Source organism: Acinetobacter sp. YH12128 (genome assembly GCF_013418655.1).
Classification (GTDB): Bacteria; Pseudomonadota; Gammaproteobacteria; order Pseudomonadales; family Moraxellaceae; genus Acinetobacter; species Acinetobacter amyesii.
Genome location: NZ_VPBO01000001.1, coordinates 212,609 through 230,681, shown reverse-complemented (window position 1 = coordinate 230,681; position 18,073 = coordinate 212,609). Strand labels below are relative to the sequence as shown.

Annotated in this window: 18 protein-coding genes, 1 other RNA gene and 1 pseudogene; 6 read left to right on the top strand and 14 right to left on the bottom strand. The window is 39.9% G+C overall.

Going from position 1 to position 18,073, the window contains the following annotated elements:
* The first annotated feature begins 397 nt into the window (after window positions 1-397).
* Window positions 398-841, top strand: coding sequence for a hypothetical protein (locus FTU64_RS01155; protein WP_180059081.1), 444 nt, complete (start codon window positions 398-400; stop codon window positions 839-841).
* An 88-nt stretch (window positions 842-929) separates the two neighbouring features.
* Here FTU64_RS01155 and FTU64_RS01150 read toward each other — a convergent pair whose 3' ends face one another.
* Complete coding sequence (locus tag FTU64_RS01150) at window positions 930-1,673, bottom strand: histidine phosphatase family protein (protein WP_078188709.1); 744 nt, start codon at window positions 1,671-1,673, stop codon at window positions 930-932.
* 69 nt (window positions 1,674-1,742) lie between these two features.
* Complete coding sequence (locus FTU64_RS01145; RefSeq protein ID WP_180059080.1) at window positions 1,743-2,594, bottom strand: 3'(2'),5'-bisphosphate nucleotidase CysQ; 852 nt, start codon at window positions 2,592-2,594, stop codon at window positions 1,743-1,745.
* A 13-nt stretch (window positions 2,595-2,607) separates the two neighbouring features.
* Here FTU64_RS01145 and FTU64_RS01140 point away from each other — a divergent pair, with 13 nt between their 5' ends.
* From FTU64_RS01140 to FTU64_RS01125, 4 genes are all read left to right on the top strand, one after another.
* Entirely contained in the window at window positions 2,608-3,309 is a 702-nt protein-coding gene (locus tag FTU64_RS01140) for an HAD-IA family hydrolase (protein WP_180007774.1), read from the top strand.
* Window positions 3,302-3,742 carry an RNA-binding S4 domain-containing protein gene (locus tag FTU64_RS01135; protein ID WP_168377604.1) on the top strand — a complete coding sequence of 147 codons (441 nt, stop codon included), beginning with the start codon at window positions 3,302-3,304 and terminating at the stop codon, window positions 3,740-3,742. Before FTU64_RS01140 ends, FTU64_RS01135 begins: the two co-directional genes overlap by 8 nt.
* A gap of 145 nt (window positions 3,743-3,887) precedes the next feature.
* Window positions 3,888-4,931 (top strand): recombinase RecA, encoded by a 1,044-nt coding sequence (recA, locus tag FTU64_RS01130; RefSeq protein ID WP_078193524.1) that lies wholly within the window; start codon window positions 3,888-3,890, stop codon window positions 4,929-4,931.
* Window positions 4,932-5,011: 80 nt separating this feature from the next.
* On the top strand, window positions 5,012-5,656 hold the full coding sequence (locus tag FTU64_RS01125; RefSeq protein WP_180059079.1) for a regulatory protein RecX: 645 nt from the start codon (window positions 5,012-5,014) through the stop codon (window positions 5,654-5,656).
* A 107-nt stretch (window positions 5,657-5,763) separates the two neighbouring features.
* On the opposite strand, the gene ffs is transcribed toward FTU64_RS01125, so the two are convergent.
* An RNA gene (gene ffs, locus FTU64_RS01120) (signal recognition particle sRNA small type) lies at window positions 5,764-5,860 on the bottom strand.
* 291 nt (window positions 5,861-6,151) lie between these two features.
* Here ffs and FTU64_RS01115 point away from each other — a divergent pair.
* Window positions 6,152-7,013 (top strand): annotated as a pseudogene (locus tag FTU64_RS01115) (YbgF trimerization domain-containing protein).
* Between the two features lie 60 nt (window positions 7,014-7,073).
* On the opposite strand, the gene lpxA reads toward FTU64_RS01115, so the two are convergent.
* The 11 genes from lpxA to pyrH form a co-directional block, all read right to left on the bottom strand.
* On the bottom strand, window positions 7,074-7,862 hold the full coding sequence (gene lpxA / locus FTU64_RS01110) for an acyl-ACP--UDP-N-acetylglucosamine O-acyltransferase (RefSeq protein WP_168377606.1): 789 nt from the start codon (window positions 7,860-7,862) through the stop codon (window positions 7,074-7,076).
* Complete coding sequence (fabZ, locus tag FTU64_RS01105; RefSeq protein ID WP_171263789.1) at window positions 7,859-8,344, bottom strand: 3-hydroxyacyl-ACP dehydratase FabZ; 486 nt, start codon at window positions 8,342-8,344, stop codon at window positions 7,859-7,861. Before fabZ ends, lpxA begins: the two co-directional genes overlap by 4 nt.
* A 5-nt stretch (window positions 8,345-8,349) precedes the next feature.
* Window positions 8,350-9,420 (bottom strand): UDP-3-O-(3-hydroxymyristoyl)glucosamine N-acyltransferase, encoded by a 1,071-nt coding sequence (lpxD, locus tag FTU64_RS01100; RefSeq protein ID WP_180048912.1) that lies wholly within the window; start codon window positions 9,418-9,420, stop codon window positions 8,350-8,352.
* A gap of 3 nt (window positions 9,421-9,423) precedes the next feature.
* A complete protein-coding gene (locus tag FTU64_RS01095; protein ID WP_180048911.1) occupies window positions 9,424-9,924 on the bottom strand; it encodes an OmpH family outer membrane protein in 501 nt (166 codons plus the stop codon).
* Window positions 9,925-9,965: 41 nt separating this feature from the next.
* Window positions 9,966-12,509, bottom strand: coding sequence for an outer membrane protein assembly factor BamA (gene bamA / locus FTU64_RS01090; protein WP_180048910.1), 2,544 nt, complete (start codon window positions 12,507-12,509; stop codon window positions 9,966-9,968).
* Between the two features lie 40 nt (window positions 12,510-12,549).
* Window positions 12,550-13,905, bottom strand: a complete 1,356-nt coding sequence (gene rseP / locus FTU64_RS01085; RefSeq protein WP_078193531.1) for an RIP metalloprotease RseP — start codon at window positions 13,903-13,905, stop codon at window positions 12,550-12,552.
* Window positions 13,906-13,908: 3 nt separating this feature from the next.
* The gene (gene ispC, locus FTU64_RS01080) at window positions 13,909-15,105 is read right to left on the bottom strand and encodes a 1-deoxy-D-xylulose-5-phosphate reductoisomerase (protein ID WP_180059078.1); all 1,197 of its coding nucleotides are present in this window, start codon (window positions 15,103-15,105) and stop codon (window positions 13,909-13,911) included.
* A complete protein-coding gene (locus FTU64_RS01075) occupies window positions 15,106-15,930 on the bottom strand; it encodes a CDP-archaeol synthase (RefSeq protein WP_078193533.1) in 825 nt (274 codons plus the stop codon).
* Window positions 15,931-16,686 carry a polyprenyl diphosphate synthase gene (gene uppS, locus FTU64_RS01070; protein WP_180041113.1) on the bottom strand — a complete coding sequence of 252 codons (756 nt, stop codon included), beginning with the start codon at window positions 16,684-16,686 and terminating at the stop codon, window positions 15,931-15,933.
* A 6-nt stretch (window positions 16,687-16,692) separates the two neighbouring features.
* Entirely contained in the window at window positions 16,693-17,247 is a 555-nt protein-coding gene (frr, locus tag FTU64_RS01065; RefSeq protein WP_078188724.1) for a ribosome recycling factor, read from the bottom strand.
* A gap of 79 nt (window positions 17,248-17,326) precedes the next feature.
* A complete protein-coding gene (pyrH, locus tag FTU64_RS01060; RefSeq protein ID WP_078193535.1) occupies window positions 17,327-18,055 on the bottom strand; it encodes a UMP kinase in 729 nt (242 codons plus the stop codon).
* Between the last annotated feature and the right edge of the window lie 18 nt (window positions 18,056-18,073).

Genomic DNA, 18,073 nt, shown 5'->3' with positions numbered 1-18,073 from the left:
ACACTTTTCACTACTATTCCCCAATTAGCCACAAAAGAATCCAATAAAGAGACTTACATAAAATATATAAATCAATAATTTACAACAAATTTAATGCTATTTTCTTTTTTTTAATCATTCAATTGCCGTGTTTTGTCACTTATTAACAATTCAAATAAAATCTAAATATTTTGTATTGGTAGAGTCATTATTAATGTGACAGGTACTTCACTTTTCAACTAAAATTAAGATGTAGACCTGTTAATACAATCGTATATTCCCGACAAAAATTGTCAGGATATTTTTAGAAACTTTGTAAATAAAATTTTAAGAAATGGTTTAATCCCATATATTTTTTATGGTATTTTAATTTTCATCCTAGGCAGCCATTGCTGTACAAATGAAAAGAGGGATAAAAATGTCGATTAACCAATTTTTGCCATCATTAGAAAAATTTGCAGAAGCAGAAAATCAATATATTGAATATTTTACATCGAAAGGTGAAAAAGACATTTTAGGTAAAGTCATTTCAAATATGAAATCGACCGCAGAGATTCAAGCCTCTCAAGGCGTAGACTCATGGTTAGCATATGGCGTGTACTTACCAGCTGTAGAACGTATTTTTGCACTGCATCAAGGGGAAACAGAAGCTGAATTTTTTGAACGCACACAATATCCAGTTGAACTCGTGCAAGCGTATAGCATTAAAGATCATGACATTGCGACCTTGATTGCCGCTGACAAATATAGTCGAATCCACCAACAGCACCTCCCAGTTAATACTAGCCGCTGGCCTTATAGTGACGATGGTTCAAGTATTGATTTAAATCAGTACCCTGCACGAATTAAAGCCAATATTTAATCTTTTATTTAATGAAATACTGAAACAGATAAAAAAGGCATCCGCACATGGATGCCTTTTATAAATTTTTTATTATTAGCAAAATTTCTTAAAGTTGCTGTTCAGCTTGCTGAAATTCACGAATATTTAATTCATTTAGTTCACCACGCCAAATCCATTTCAGTTTTGACTCAAGGAATACATCTCCTTCAAACCAAACAAATAAGCCTTCCATCATTTTAGGCCAATCTTCGCGTGTCACGATATTTTTACCTGAAATAATGGCAAGAATTGCAGCCAAAATCGTGTCATGACTCACCGCTAGACTCAGCCCATAATCATTGGTTGGATGAGTGTTGTAAATCAACTCCAAAACATCTACCACCCCATGAATGGGCTGTTTCATACCCGGCAAAGCATTATTCACAAAACTATTGATAAAGCCCAAGGCACCTTGCTTTTGAAAATATGGTCCTGCTTTTTTAATATCGAGCACAAAACTTCCCGGCTCGACCAATAATCCTTGTTCAATGATCTCGATATGGTGGGTATTTGGCTCAATCGTGACGTTATCTGCACCTTGAATCATCAATGCTGCCGTATCCACACAGCGCTGAATTGGACTAGAAATACAGTGTTGAATAACACGATCGGTATTTTCAACCAAATAGCTGCCCCACGCTTCGGCTAAATCACGTCCTTGATGCGTAAGTTGTAAGTCATAACCGGCCAACCCCTGTCCTTGTACAACTTCACGAATGGAATGACGTGTAAACAATGTTACAGGCGTCTTTTCATCCGGCAATAAGTCTATTGCTTTCAGCATACTCGGTGGGAGCAAATCTAGGGCCATAATTGACAGTTCTTAAATGCAGGAGATTTAACGGAGTGTGCAGACACTATAGCATGAACCCGATTTAGCTCAAGTTTTGTCAGGCATGTTTGCCAAAGCATTTAAGGCCAATTCTTTCATTTCGGCATTTTTAAATGCAATAAATCCACCATTTAATAAAGTCGTGCGTTGGTTATATAGAAATGCGCGACCTTTAAAATCAACCAAACCACCACCAATACGCTCGATTAAACATTGTCCAGCGCTCGTATCCCATTCACAAGTCGGATGAAAACGCGGATAAATATCCACTCGATCTTCTAACATCATACAAAACTTATATGCACTACCAGCATGGTAGGCCTGAAAAGGAGTGAGTTTTTCTAAAGCGTCTAGATAGTCCGTATAAATCGGCTTATTTTTGGCACTTTGACTCAAGCCAACGTGTACGACACTCTCTGCAGAGGTTTGAACATATTCATACCATGCAGTGGACTGGCTATCATATTTCAGCGGCAGTCCCGCAAAGGGGCAAATATATACGCTATATTCCCCCGGGATCGCCAATATGGCAAAAGTGGTATTGGCCCCATCTACCAAACTCAGATTAATGGTAAATTCAGGTCTTTTATGTAAAAACTCTTTGGTACCATCCAAGGGATCAAGCAGCCAAAATTTTTGCCATTGCATACGCTCAGACTTATCACCTTCTTCTGACAATACAGGCAAGTTAGAAACTTTGGATAATGCTTGGGTAATATAGCTATTTGCACGATAGTCCGCCTGCGTTACCGGTGAATCATCACTTTTACGTTCCACATCAAAATTCGCTCCTGAGCAATAACGCTGATATTCTTCTCGCAAAATTTCGCAAGCTTGTGTCACAATGGGAACCAACTGCAAAATCAGTGGGTCTTGCGGTGCTGTTGTTGTTTTAAACATAGAATACCTTTATATGCCAAATTACTCAGAAAAGCCGACGATCATTTTTGATATGGACGGTACTTTACTCGATCTTGCTTATGATGATTTCATTTGGAATGAGCTGCTGCCAATTCGTTATGCTGAACAGCATCAATGCTCACTCGAACAAAGCAAGCAAACGCTATTTAGTTTTTATCAACAGCATAATCATACCCTAAAATGGTACTCATCTCGCTTTTGGACGTCACAAGTTGGCGTTGATGTTTTGGCAATGCAAATAGAACAAAAAGCCAAAGTGGCTAAACGCGAAGGCTGCATTAAGCTGCTTACCTATCTAAAAGAAAATGGCTATCCTATTTGGCTTGCGACCAATGCCGACTTTGCAGGCTTACAATTCAAACTCGAAGAAACCGGTCTTCGTGATTATTTTGATGTTATCGTCAGTTCAGAAACTCTCGGTCATGCCAAAGAGTTTATTGAGTTTTGGCAAATATTAGCAAGCAAACACCCCTTCTATGCAAAAAACTGTTACTTCATTGATGACACAGAAAAAGTGCTCAATGGTGCAAAACTTTTTGGGATTGAACAGCTCTATTCGATTCAGCAACCTTCATCTGCCAAAGCGCCTCGCGAGACTTGCAATTACCCAATGCTGTCCGCATTAACAGATTTAATCCCTATTTTAGAAGCTCAAACGACTGAGCAAGCCGAGGAACAGAAAAAATATGCGTAAATCAAATCTAGCCGAAGATGCGGTTGGTATGCGTATAGACAAATGGTTGTGGGCTGCACGTTTTTTTAAAACACGCTCTATTGCCAAAAATGCTATTGAAGGCGGTAAAGTTCATCATAATGGCGAACGCGTTAAAGTCTCTCGTGAAGTTCGTGTAGGCATGGAATTAACCATTGCACAAGGCCTTGAGAAAAAAACCGTGGTGGTGAAAGCACTGTCGGATGTTCGTGGGCCTGCCCCAACCGCTCAGCTGCTTTATGATGAAACTGAGGTCAGTATTGCAAAACGGGAATTGCTCGCATCCCAAAGAAAGTTGCATAATCTAGCTCGGCCAGATCATCGACCAAGTAAAAAAGATCGTCGAGATATTGGTAAATTTAAAAGAGAAAATGATCAACAGTTTGACCAGCAATGGTCTTATAATGATGATTAAGTTAAAGCGTCACAACATGTCGCACCTGTTGTGATTTTCATAGAACAAAAGGATGATTTCTGTCACTATACCCTCGTGGAACAGATTTAAACTGAATACATCCACTTGAGTATATTGTTTCGTGACATCGTATTGAGGTTGTAAGATGGATGATAATAAAAGCAAGGCGTTAAATGCGGCCTTAAGCCAAATTGAAAAGCAGTTTGGTAAAAACACCGTAATGCGTCTTGGTGATAATACTGTACAGGCAGTTGAAGCTGTCTCTACGGGTTCTTTAACATTAGATATCGCACTAGGTATTGGTGGTTTGCCTAAAGGTCGTATCGTAGAAATCTACGGTCCTGAATCTTCTGGTAAAACGACTATGACATTACAAGCTATTGCACAATGTCAGAAAGCTGGCGGTACTTGTGCATTCATCGATGCTGAACATGCATTAGACCCTCAATACGCACGTAAACTTGGCGTAGATATTGATAACTTACTTGTTTCACAGCCAGACAATGGTGAACAAGCACTTGAAATTGCAGATATGCTGGTACGTTCAGGTGCCATTGACCTGATCGTTGTCGACTCTGTAGCTGCACTGACCCCTCGCGCCGAAATTGAAGGCGAAATGGGTGACTCACACATGGGCTTACAAGCTCGCCTGATGAGCCAAGCACTGCGTAAAATTACCGGTAATGCGAAACGTTCGAACTGTATGGTGATCTTCATTAACCAAATCCGTATGAAGATTGGTGTAATGTTTGGTAGCCCAGAAACCACAACTGGTGGTAATGCACTTAAATTCTATGCATCTGTACGTTTAGATATCCGCCGTATTGGTCAAGTGAAAGAAGGCGACGAAATCATTGGTTCAGAAACCAAAGTGAAAGTTGTGAAAAACAAAATGGCTCCTCCATTCCGTGAAGCGATTTTCCAAATTCTTTATGGTAAAGGCGTGAACCATTTAGGTGAGCTTGTTGACCTCGCAGTACAACAAGAAATTGTTCAAAAAGCAGGTGCTTGGTATTCATACCAAGGTGACAAGATTGGGCAAGGTAAAAACAATACCATTCGCCACTTAGAAGAACACCCTGAACTTGTGCAAACTATCGAAAAACTGATTCGTGAACAACTTCTAACTACGGGTACAGCACCTGTAGAAGACAAAGACGAAGAAGAACCAGACTTTTTAGATGCTTAATTACAGCATACTTTAATAGCAGACGAAACGCCCTACGGGGCGTTTTGTTTTGCACTCAAAATTTGTATTAAAATGACCCCATGACTAAAGACCATTTTCCACTCTTGCTTGATTATGAAGCACTGAAACAACAGTTTACAGAAGCTGAAGAAACTACCTGCGTAAATCATGCTGCACAAACTGACATTTCACATGACAATACTTCGGTGATCGATCACACTGCGTTGTATTTTGACACCAATGGTAAAGATGTTCATGCTGAAAAAAAACCAGGACTGCGCGGCTCTCGTCTACGCTCGTACGCTTTTGCAGTACTCACACGTAAAGAATACTCAAAAGCGGATTTAATCGAAAAATTAGCACTGTATGCGGATAGTCGTGAAGAAGTCATACACTTGGTGGAAGAACTCGCACGTGAGAACTATCAAAGCGATCAGCGTGTAGCAGAGATGGTGCTATCGAGTCAAAAACGTAAAGGTAAAGGCCCTAATCGTATAAAGCTCGCGTTAAAAAATAAAAAAGTAGACAGTGAATTAATTCAGGATGAATTAAAAGAAACAGATTGGGTCACTGAAGCCTACCAGCTCAAAATAAAAAAATTTGGCAAAGCTGTTGAACGTGATCCAAAACAAAAAGCCAAACAAATACGTTTTTTACAATATCGAGGATTCGATCTCGATACGATTTTTAAAGTGATTGCACGTAAAGAATTTGAAGACGAATAACAAAAATATAGATCTAAATGAAGAATTAATAAAACTAAAATAAAGAAGAATCTAGGATTAAAAAAATGAAAGGACGTTTAATTTATTATGATTGAAACTGGTGGCAACCCTACCAGCAAGACTTCGGCACATCATATTTCTACTACCGTTGCTACCTTCCGGTCCTGGCGGGGTTTGTAGAGTACAATTGCGAAGTAACCAGCAGGGCTACCATTGCAAGAACAGAGTATAGAGATTTTTAATAAACATGCAAGACTAAAACCGAGAATTCCTGAGTAGAAAACACTGTTTGATTATTTATAAATCAATATGATGGTCGATGATGTAGAAAACGTGAAACTTCATCACTATATTTTTACTTTAATACACAACAAGATTGTAAAAGCTTATTGCAATTCAGAACTTTGGCGTTTTTAATGTGCTTATCGTTTTATCTAAAGCTGTCTGTAATAAAACTATTCTATACGGACATGCTTGTAACTACATGGAATTTTTATGATGTTTAAACAGCATGTATTGTGTGCCCTTACATTGACTTGCTCAGGTGCATTATTTGCCAATATTCCAATTGAATCTCGTGGTTTGAGTGGCGCTAATAATGGCACTGTGTATACAGCAAATAATACAGCCATTCAAACAGGTGCTGGCTCTACCCCTATTCCAACCAATTTGAATTGGCAGCTTATGCAGAAGAACCAACAGCTCGAAAATGAATTGCGTAGCTTACGCGGTAAAATGGAAGAGCAAGACAATATTATCGAACAATTAAAAAGTGAACTTACAAACCGCTATGCAGATTTAGATCAACGTTTAGAACTACTCCAACAAAAAGTAGATCCGAGTGAAGACACAGAGGCTGCGGAGGATAACCAACAAGGTACTGCACCCAGTAGCAGCTAATACAGCCCCTACACCGGTTAAACAACCTACGACCCAAGCAACATTAAGCTCATCTGCAAAACAACCTGTAAATGCAGGTGGTGACTCACTTGAGCTTGAGAAAGCAGCTTATACCGTTGCCTTAGATGCATACAAACAAGGTGGTGCGAAAAAAGCCATTGCACCAATGAAAAACTTTATTAAGAATAATCCTAACAGTGTCTATATTAGCAACGCATATTTTTGGCTAGCTGAGTTCAACCTTGCTGTTGAACCGACCAACTACGCGGAAGCGAAAAAGAACTATAGTATCGTAGTAGATCAATACCCTGAGTCGACCCGTGCGCCTAGAGCGTTATATCAACTGTATAGCATTGCAAAAGATGTCGATCGAAATAGCAGTTTAGCAACGCAGCTCAAAACCAAGCTCACCCAAAAGTATCCAAAATCTGAAGAAGCAGGCTTTGTTAAAAAATAGTTCTATTTTTTAATGCAAAAAAAAGACACCTTATAAGGTGTCTTTTTTTATTCGCAGCATTTAGCGTACGATACCGCGCTTAGACTGCTCAAGTGAGTCAATCAACAATTGCGCTTCTGCCACTTCAGGCAAAATTTCAGTACGAATACGCTCAATCGCTTCATTCGTCGTTAAACCATCTTTATAGATCAATTTAAAAGATTCACGTAAACCTTGAATCACATTTTTAGACCAACCTTTACGACGCATGCCTTCAATGTTCATGGCAAAAGCATGGGCTGGATTACCAGATACCATGACATAAGCAGGTACATCTTTCAAAATAAGCGATGCACCACCAATCATACTGTAAGAATCGATTTTACAGAATTGATGAATACCAGAGTTACCACCTACGATGACATAATCACCAATGTGGACATGACCTGCAACGCCGACGTTATTAGCAAAGATATTATGATCACCTACCACACAGTCATGTGCAATATGTGTATTCACCATCAATAAATTATGACTACCAACTTTAGTTAGACCCTGATCTTGAACAGTACCACGGTGTAAACTACAGTGTTCACGAATCGAGTTATGATCCCCGATTTCTAACCAAGTTTCTTCACCAGCATATTTCAAGTCTTGGCAGACTTCACCAACACTGGCAAATTGAAAAATTTCGTTATGTTGACCAATACGGGTATAACCACCCACCACAACATGTGAATGCAGTTTAGTACCCGCTCCAATTGTGACTTGAGGACCAATAATACAATATGGTCCAATTTGCACATCCGGAGCAATTACTGCTGATGAGTCAATAATGGCGGTAGGATGAATTAATTCGTTATTGCTCATGCTGTCTCTGTTTTCTGATGCGAAACCATAATTTCCGCGGTTGCTGCGACTACGCCATCTACAGTGGCAACACAATTATATTTGTAAATGCCACGCTTTTGCATCACTAATTCTGATTTTAATACAAGTTGATCGCCTGCAACGACTTGTTTTTTAAATCGGACCTTTTCTGCACCAGCAAATAAGAACAACGAACCAGCTGAAGGTTTCTCATTATTCATAATGAAACCTAAGATACCCGATACTTGCGCCAATGCCTCAACAATCAGCACGCCCGGCATAATTGGGTATTCAGGGAAATGGCCTTGTAAAAATTCTTCGTTAATCGTTACATTTTTATAGCCTACAATCCCGTTGTCAGTCACTTCAACAACACGATCAACCAATAAAAACGGATAACGATGTGGCAAATATTCACGAATAGTCTGAATAGTCATTGGTAATTCAGGTTTTGTGAAAGCTGGGGTATTCGACTCTGTCATCATAATTATTTACGCAATTTAAATGTTGATTCAAGGGACTCAATTTGAGACTGCATATGATCAAGTCGTTTGACCAATTGGGTCAATGGCACATCTGCTAATTGTTTAAAGCGGATTGCTGCCTTTTTCCAAGAACCACTTTCAAGCATTGGCGTGCCTGAAGAATAACTTCCAGCAACGGAAATACTTTTTGTGACCATTGACATACCGGTAATTGTCACATTATCTGCAATATTAATGTGACCTACGATACCAACAGCCCCTGCAAGCACACAATTTTTGCCAATAGTTGTACTACCCGCAATGCCACATTTCGCAGCCATTGCCGTATTTGCACCTACTTTGACGTTATGCGCGATTTGCACAAGGTTATCAATAATGACACCATCTTCCAAAATTGTGTCATCTAAAGCACCACGGTCGATACTACAATTTGAGCCAATACGCACATCATTCCCGATGCGTACAGAACCTAATTGAGCAATACGATGCCATTTCCCTTGATAAGGTGCAAAACCAAACCCTTCACCACCGATCACCGTATTTGCATGGATACGTACGCGATCACCTAACTTGGCTTCACCAGTAATTGTCACATGCGAATCGATAAAACAATCTTTACCAATTTCAACGCCATGATCAATCTTCACTTGTGATTCAATGCGCGTCCCTTCACCCACCACACTATTCGCACCAATTACCACATAATGCCCAATATAAGCAGTATCAGAAATGATTGCGGAAGGATGAATTTGGGCAGTACTTTCAATACCTGTTTCTACAGATTTCTTTTCAAAAACATGCGTCAGAATAGCGAAAGCCAGATACGGATTGGGTACAACAATGAAGTTTTGCTGTGAAGGGATTTGTGACTGCATGTCTGCAGTCACAATCAGCGCACCAGCCTGAGACTGTTGAGCTTCATTCAGATATTTATCTGCGCTTAAAAATGCAAGCTGATGCGGTTGAGCACTCTCTAGACTTGCCATTCCACTGAATTGCAAGTCTAGCTGACCAATACATTGACCTTGAACAAGTTGAGCAAGCTTTTCTAAACTGAATTTTTGAGAATTCATTGATTATTTAATTGCATTAACCTTTTGAATCATTTTATCAGTTAAATCAAACTTAGGGTCATACGCAAGTGCTGAATTTTTATTCAAAACAACATCTAACTTATTTTCTGTGCGCAATTGTTCTGCAACTTGCTTGATTCGAGTATCCATCGTGCGATTTAAGGACTGGATATTACCTTGAACCGAAGCTTGAACTTTTTGCTGTAAATCAGTCAGCTCTTTGAGTTTAGTTTGATACTGTTGACCCATTTGCTGCTTTTGCGCAGCAGTCAACTTATCACCACCTTGCTGAGCTTTTTGTTGCATTGCTTCCAGCTCTTTAGCAAGTGATTCAATTTTAGTGGTTTGTGGTTTCAATTGCTGTTGAATTTGAGCATTTTGTTGTTTTATATAAGTGCTTTGATCCACCACCTTTTCTAAATCAACCACACCGTAACCTGCTGCATGTACCACAGCAGAACATGACATACCCAATACCGCCAAACCAGCAAATAATTTATTCATCTTATCAACCTGTAATTTTGTTATTCCCAGAAGGGTCGTACTTAGAACGTACGACCAATCTCGAATTGGATTTCTTTTGTTTCATCGCCAGCTTTGTCATTTAGTGGGAATGCATAACTCAGTGAAATTGGACCAATCATCGTGATCCAAGTAAAACCTGCACCAACGCTATAACGCATGTTATTCATATCAAAACCGTAGTTATCTTTACAGTATTGACGGTCTTCACTAGATTTAGGAACGTCACATTGGGTGTCAAATACTTGTGCGCCTTCAGCAAACAATACTGGACGAACTTGACGCGCCCAATCGCCTTTAAATGGCACAGGTAAAGCCAATTCAGTACCAAATTGAATTAAAGCATTACCACCGACTTCTTCTGGATCGTAGTCAACCTGATTTTGCGCATCATAATACACACCAGGATATTTCGGCCCTAGAGTACTGTTGTCATAGCCACGTACCGAACCAAAACCACCTGCATAGAAATTTTTGTAGAACGGTAAATCATTACCATAGCCTAACTTACCGTAACCACGTAACACAAAGTCTTTACCGAGTGGGAAATAAGCTTGTGCGTCGTAAGTGATTTTTTGGTATTCAACATCACTGCCCGGTAATGCAATTTCGGCATTGACGCGGTGTGACATACCCGATGTAGGGAATACCGGGCGATTCAAGGTGTTATATGACCAACCCAAGTTAAGGTTATAAGTTAAGAAATCACCTTTAAACGCACTATCGTATGATTCTTCAGGTACTGCGCAAGTGTTGTGAGTAACAATTTTATTACCTTCACTATCTAGTACAAAATCTCCATTCGCATCAGTTTTGTATACAGGCACAGTTAATTGTGAGTTACCAGACGCATCAGTAGGACAGAATGATGTGGTATCCGTCGCCTTCCCACCATTTGCTAGTAAATAATCACGCACATAAGTAGAAACATATGGGCCTGTAGTTACTTCGGTATTATCAATATTCAAGCCCATACTGATACTTTGGTTTTCATCGATCGGATAACCAAAGTTGATACCACCACCAAAACTGTCAGTGACGTAGTTGTTAACGTTATAGTCGTCATCTAACTTGGTTTTACGGTAGTACATATTATAACCACGACGTACACCATCAATAGTGAAATACGGGTCAGTTACACTGAGGTTGTAATAATCTTGAGTCTCTGAACGAGACAAATCGATAGAAACTGCATTACCTGTACCCAAGAAGTTGGTTTGACTCAAACCTGCTTGGAAAGTTACACCGCCACTTTGTGAGAAACCAACAGCTAAAGTACTTGTCCCCGAATGCTGCTCTTCAACATTTACATTTAAATCAATTTGATCTGGGGTACCCGGAATACGTGCAGGCTTAACATCAACGGTTTTAAAGAAACCAGTACGTTCTAAACGCACTTTAGACAAATCAATTTTTTCGTTACTTGCTAAGGCGCCTTCCATTTGACGCATTTCACGACGTAGAACTTCATCAGCTGTTTTCGAGTTACCTGTGAAATTAATACGGCGAACAGTGACTTGCTGGCCCGGATTCACATAGTAATTTAAATCAACCAATTTGGTGTCTTTATTGATTTCAGGAACAATGTTCACTTCTGCAAAGTAGTAACCTGCGTTACCGTATTTACGAAGTAAAAGTTGTTTCACACCATTCACTTTTTCTTGTGAATATAAATCGCCATCTTTATAAAGTTTTAAAGCGTTTAAATCTGTTTGCGTATAAAGCGTATCACCTAAGAAATGGGTTTCACCAAACTTAAATTGTTCACCTTCATCCACCGAAACTTCGATAAAGACGTGTTTTTTATCTTCACTCAAATTCAGACTTGAATTGGTAATGTTGAAGTTGATGTAACCTTTGTTGAGATACATCGCACGTAACGCTTCTAAACTCGCAGCCATCTTTTCACGTGCATAGCGGTCATTACGAGAAATGATCGAGTTCCAACCACTTTCTTTTAATGCAAAAATTTGTTTAATTTCGCTTTCTTTAAAGACCGTATTACCAATGATATTAATATCAAATACTTTGGCAGATTGACCTTCTTCAAACTCGATTAAGACATTTACACGGTTATTCGGTTGAGCGGTTGTAATAACTTTGACATCAGCATCGTAGCGACCTTGCTGCATGTACTGTTGTTCTAATTCAGTTTCAACCGTTTGCAAAGATGATTTCTTTAAAACTTCACCTTCGGACAGACCCATTTTCTTTAAGCCTTCTTCCAAGGCTTCTTTAGGAATAAGTTTATTGCCTTTTAGCTCAACTTTAGAAATTACTGGGCGTTCAACCACTGTATATACAAGGGTATTACCGACTTGTGAAGACTTCACATCATCAAACAAACCCGACGCAAACATGCTACGAATTGAGTTTGAAATGATTTGATCATTGACACGATCACCAGCGGAGAATGGGATCATTCCGGCTACATTGTCAGGAGTTAAACGCACTAAGCCATCAACACGAATATCTTGTACTACAAAATCATCTGCTGCATATACTTGTTGTGCTACGGCCATAGCACTAACCAGTGCCAATGGCATAAATAAATGTTTGTGCTGCATGCCAGTCTTTTCCGCTGTTAATTTATTTCGTATAACGTTCTTATAAACGCATAATGTCATTGAATAGAGCCAGTAGCATCATGCTACCCAGCAATACCATACCAATTTTTAATCCAACCAATTGTATTTGTTCAGAAACAGGTTTACCACGAATTAATTCAATAAAATAGTAAATTAAATGACCGCCATCGAGCATAGGAATCGGTAGTAAATTTAAAATACCCAAACTTACACTCATCAGTGCCATAAATGAAATGAAGGTTTGCCACCCCATCTCAGCACTTTGTCCAGCCACTTTCGCAATAGTAATCGGACCAGATAAATTATCTAAACCAACCAAACCACGCACCATTTTTACAATAGAATTCAGGATCATACTAGATATCTGACCTGTTTTTTCTACCGCTTTGCCCATCGCCTCTACAGGCGTGTATTGAATGGTTTGTTTGTATTCGGCTGGAATATTGACTTTACCCGGATCACTTTGTACACCTAAAAGCCCTGTGACTTTACCCATTTGGTCACGCTTACCTTGCGGCATCACGCTTAAATGCACAATTTTATTTTGTCGTAAAACATCAATTTTAAGTAACTTTTCTGGAGAAGCTTGTACAACTTGTACAACATCAAACCAGTCTTTCATTTTTACGCCATCGATCGAAACAATTCGATCACCCACTTGCATCCCTTGGCGAATCGCTGCGCCATCTTCACTGAGTTTTGAAACCACTGCAGGAATTTCAGGACGATACGGTGTAAAACCTAGAACATCGAGTGGTGACTGAGTTTGATCGCGTAAGAAACTCTGAATCGGTAAACTGAAGTTTTGAATTTGCCCTGCTCGTTCAGCTTGAATTTGAATATTGCCAGTTTCACCTACACGATCAACCAAGGCATAATTCAAGCGCTCCCAAGTGGATACTTGAGTGCCATCTACGGCAGTAATTTTATCACCAGACTGCATTTGCGCAGCTGCTGCAGGCGTATTCGGTAAAATTTTACCTACGCGCGTATTGAGCTGTTCCTGAGCTGGTAAAAATAAAATCCAAAACAACACTACTGCAAAAGCCAAGTTAATGAGTGGCCCTGCCGCAACAATTGCAATACGCTTCCAAGGGTGTTGTCGGTTAAATGCTTTTGGTAAGTCTTCTGCTGCGACATCACCTTCTCGTTCATCCAACATTTTGACATAACCACCCAATGGTAATGCAGACAGTTGATATTGAATACCCGACTTCTTTGACGTCCACTTAAGTAGTGTTGGGCCAAAACCAATCGAATAAACTAAAACCTTTACGCCCAGTTTACGTGCAACGAAATAATGCCCAAATTCATGAATCGCTATCAGCGGTCCAAGTAGCAATATTGCTGCAATAATCATAAACAAGGCATTCATGTCTTAACTTCCTGAATTCAATACTGCTTTTTCAGCAACCATACGTGCCGATTTATCTGCATGCAAAATAACATCAATATTATTTGCAGCTGAGTTTTCAACTTGCCCCAACACATGTTCCACAATTTGAGGGATTTGAGTAAAGCCAATTTTCTCATGCAAAAATGCTGCAACGGCGATTTCATTGGCTGCATTTAAAATCGTAGGAGCTAAGCCTCCAGCCTTCATGGCTTGACGTGCTAATTTTAGCGCTGGGAATCGCTGTATATCAGGCTGTTCAAAATTTAACTGAGAATGAATAAATAAATCTAATGGAGGCACATGTGTTTGAATACGCTTCGGCCATGCTAATGCATGAGCAATAGGCGTACACATATCAGGATTACCCATTTGTGCCAAAGTCGAACCATCTACATATTGAACCATTGAATGAATGATACTCTGTGGATGGACAACAACTGTTACAAATTGTTCTTCAACTGCAAAAAGATGACAGGCTTCGATTAATTCCAAGCCTTTATTCATCAGCGTTGCAGAATCAACAGAAATTTTTTGCCCCATCGACCAATTTGGATGCTTACAGGCTTGGGCCGGCGTTACACTTTGTAATTGTTCTAAACTATGATGTAAAAATGGACCACCAGATGCGGTGAGTAAAATCTGTTTGACACCCAATTTTGGCTGACCATGACGCTCACCTTGTAGATAAGTTTCAGGCAAGCATTGGAAGATTGCATTATGTTCAGAATCGACCGGCAGTAACAAAGCATTATTTTCACGTGCGGTCTGAATCATGATGTCACCCGACATCACCAGCGCTTCTTTATTTGCCAGTAAGACACGTTTACCCGCTTTCGCAGCAGCCAATGTCGGCAGCAACCCTGCTGCACCCACAATAGCGGCCATGACCACATTAACTTGTGGATGTTCTGCTACTGCGATTAATCCGGCTTCATCATGCAAGATTTCAATATCAGTTAATTTTTCAGCTACGAGTAATTGGCGCAGTTCATCCACTTTATTGTATGGAACAACTGCGATTTTCGGTCGATATTGTTTGCATATTTCGACAAGTTCAACAATTCGGCTATGTGCAGTGACTGCAAAAACTGAATACTCTTCGGGGTGCTGTTGCAGAATCTTTAAAGTACTTTGACCAATGGATCCTGTTACACCCAATATACAAACAGATTGTGACATCTATAAATCTACGCCAATTAATTTTAAAACATACATACCTGCCGCAAAGATAGGTGCTGCAGCAAGCAACGAGTCAATACGATCCAGCACACCACCATGTCCCGGAAGAATACGACCAGAATCTTTGATCCCTGCACGACGCTTGATCATCGATTCAAATAAATCACCAAGTACTGAACTAAATACTGTTATTACTGAAAGTATTAAAAATAAAATATGTTCAGCGATGCTTAAATCAAGATAAATAATTTCAACAACAATAACTATTAGCATTGCAGTGAATAGACCGCCATATAAACCTTCGATCGATTTATTTGGGCTCACATCTGGTGCAAGTTTTTTCTTACCAAATTTACGTCCCACGAAGTATGCACCACTGTCTGCACCCCATACCAACAGGAACAGATACATGAGCCACCACGGTGAGTTCATCCACACAGAAAAAATAGCAGTTACCGCAGCAGGAACTAAGACTAAACCAATACCACTCAGACTCGGGTTATACCAGTTGTCGTAATCAGGATAAGACTTCACCCAATAGACACTTAAGATCCAAGTAAAGATCGAAGCCGCCCAAAGCAGTAATGCAACATCTGTAAAATGCAATGCTAGTGCTGAAAGAATAGCAGTGACTAGACCATAGCCCCAAGCGAAAGGTTTAATCACATTTTGTGTATTCCGCGGCATGAGTTTGAACCACTCATAACCCGCGACAGCTGATGCAATAATCATCAGCACAAGCATTGGGTATTTAGACTCGGTTGCAAACATGCAACTCAGTACAACTGAAACCAGTACCAATGCGGTTATTATCCGCTCTAACATTTATTTATTCTCAAACTGCTCTTGTTGAATCTGCTCTGAAGTCTTACCAAAACGACGTTCACGACCACCAAATACCGCTAGTGCGTCGTCAAATTCTTCAATGGTAAATTCAGGCCATAATGTCTGGGTAAAATAAAGTTCTGCATACGCAGCTTGCCAAAGCAAGAAGTTCGAGAGACGGAAATCACCACCTGTACGAATTAACAAATCTACCGGAGGTAGATCACTTAAACTGACATATTGACCAAAGACTTCAGCATCCACTGCTTCAAGATTTATTTTGTTAGTTAAAACATCTGCTGCGATTTTTTTTGCAGCCTGTGTCATATCCCACATACCACCGTAACTAATTGCAATAGTTAAAGTCATGCTGTCGAAATTAGCAGTCCTTTGTTCGGCTTGCAACATTAAGTCACGTAAGTTAGGAGATAAACGAGAACGATCACCAATAAAACGTAGGGAAATGTTAAATTTTTCCATACGTGGCAACTGCTCATGAATGGTCTCTTCGAGAAGAGCCATCAACAAATCAACCTCAAACTGAGGACGATTCCAATTTTCACTCGAAAAAGCAAAAACGGTCAGTGCTTGGATATTTCTTTTACGACAATGTTCAACGATGGGATCTAGGATGTCCTTTCCAGAACGATGCCCTTCACCTTTTTGCATTTGATTCTTTTTGGCAAAACGATTGTTGCCATCCATAATGATGGCAACATGTTTTGGAAGACGGGAAGTTTCTTCAGATGAGGTCATTAAAACTTAGACCTTCATCAATTCAGCTTCTTTTGCAGCCAGACGTTTTTCAACTTCAGCAACGAATTTGTCTGTGATTTTTTGAATGTCATCACCCGCGCGACGCTCATCATCTTCAGAAATTTCTTTTTCTTTTAACAATGCTTTGATATCACCCAAAACATCACGACGGATGTTACGGATCGCAACTTTTGCATTTTCAGCTTCGTTACGTGCAACTTTCTGCATGTCTTTACGTGTTTCTTCTGTTAATGCAGCCATAGGAACACGGATGGCATCAGCAGTAATCGGGTTTAAGCCCAAGTCAGATTCACGAATTGCTTTATCAATTGCAGCAACCATTGAACGTTCAAAAGGCTGAACAAGTAGAGTACGAGAGTCTTCTACACCCACGTTCGCTACTTGGTTTAATGGCACATCAGAGCCATAGTAAGGAACCATAACACCGTTTAAAATTGATGGGTGCGCGCGGCCTGTACGAACTTTGGCAAAACCATGCTCTAGAGAATCTAGAGATTTGTTCATACGGTCTTCTGCGTCTTTTTTAAGATCGTTAATCATGTGATCTTCCTTACTTAATTCGAAAAGATGTAAATTCTAAAATAGCTTGTAGTATAAAGAGCTTTAAGGCCCACGTACATTAGTTAGTAACGTGAGTACCCTCTTTTTCACCCATTACCACTGAAAGTAATGAACCTGATTTGTTCATATCAAATACTTGAAGTGGAACGTTGTGGTCACGGCATAAGCAGATCGCAGTTAAATCCATCACACCCAGTTTTTCATCTAAAACTTGGTCAAATGTTAATGCATCGTATTTCACTGCATCTTCATATTTACTTGGATCTTTGTTGTATACGCCATCAACCTTCGTCGCTTTAAGAATAAGATTGGCTTCAATCTCGATACCGCGTAAGCATGCTGCTGTATCTGTCGTAAAGAATGGGTTACCTGTACCTGCGACAAATACACAAACTTCGCCACGTGTTAAATGACGAATTGCATCACGGCTAGAATATGATTCAACTACAGCACCAATGGGTAAAGCTGACATTAGACGAGTTTTGATATTACGACGTACCAAAGCATCACGCAGTGCCAAACCGTTCATCACAGTGGCCAACATACCCATTTGATCACCTGTTACACGGCCAACCAAACCATCTTTTTGTAATTGGCTGCCACGGTAAAGGTTACCACCGCCGACAACGATACCCACTTGAACACCCAAACCAACAAGGTGCGCAATTGCGAGTGACATTTGATCGAGCACTTGTGCATCGATACCCATCTCTTTATTGCCCGCTAAAGCTTCACCTGAAAGCTTAAGCAGGATGCGACCAAAACGTGGTTTTTTAGAATCAAGCATCATCAACTCCGAATTATT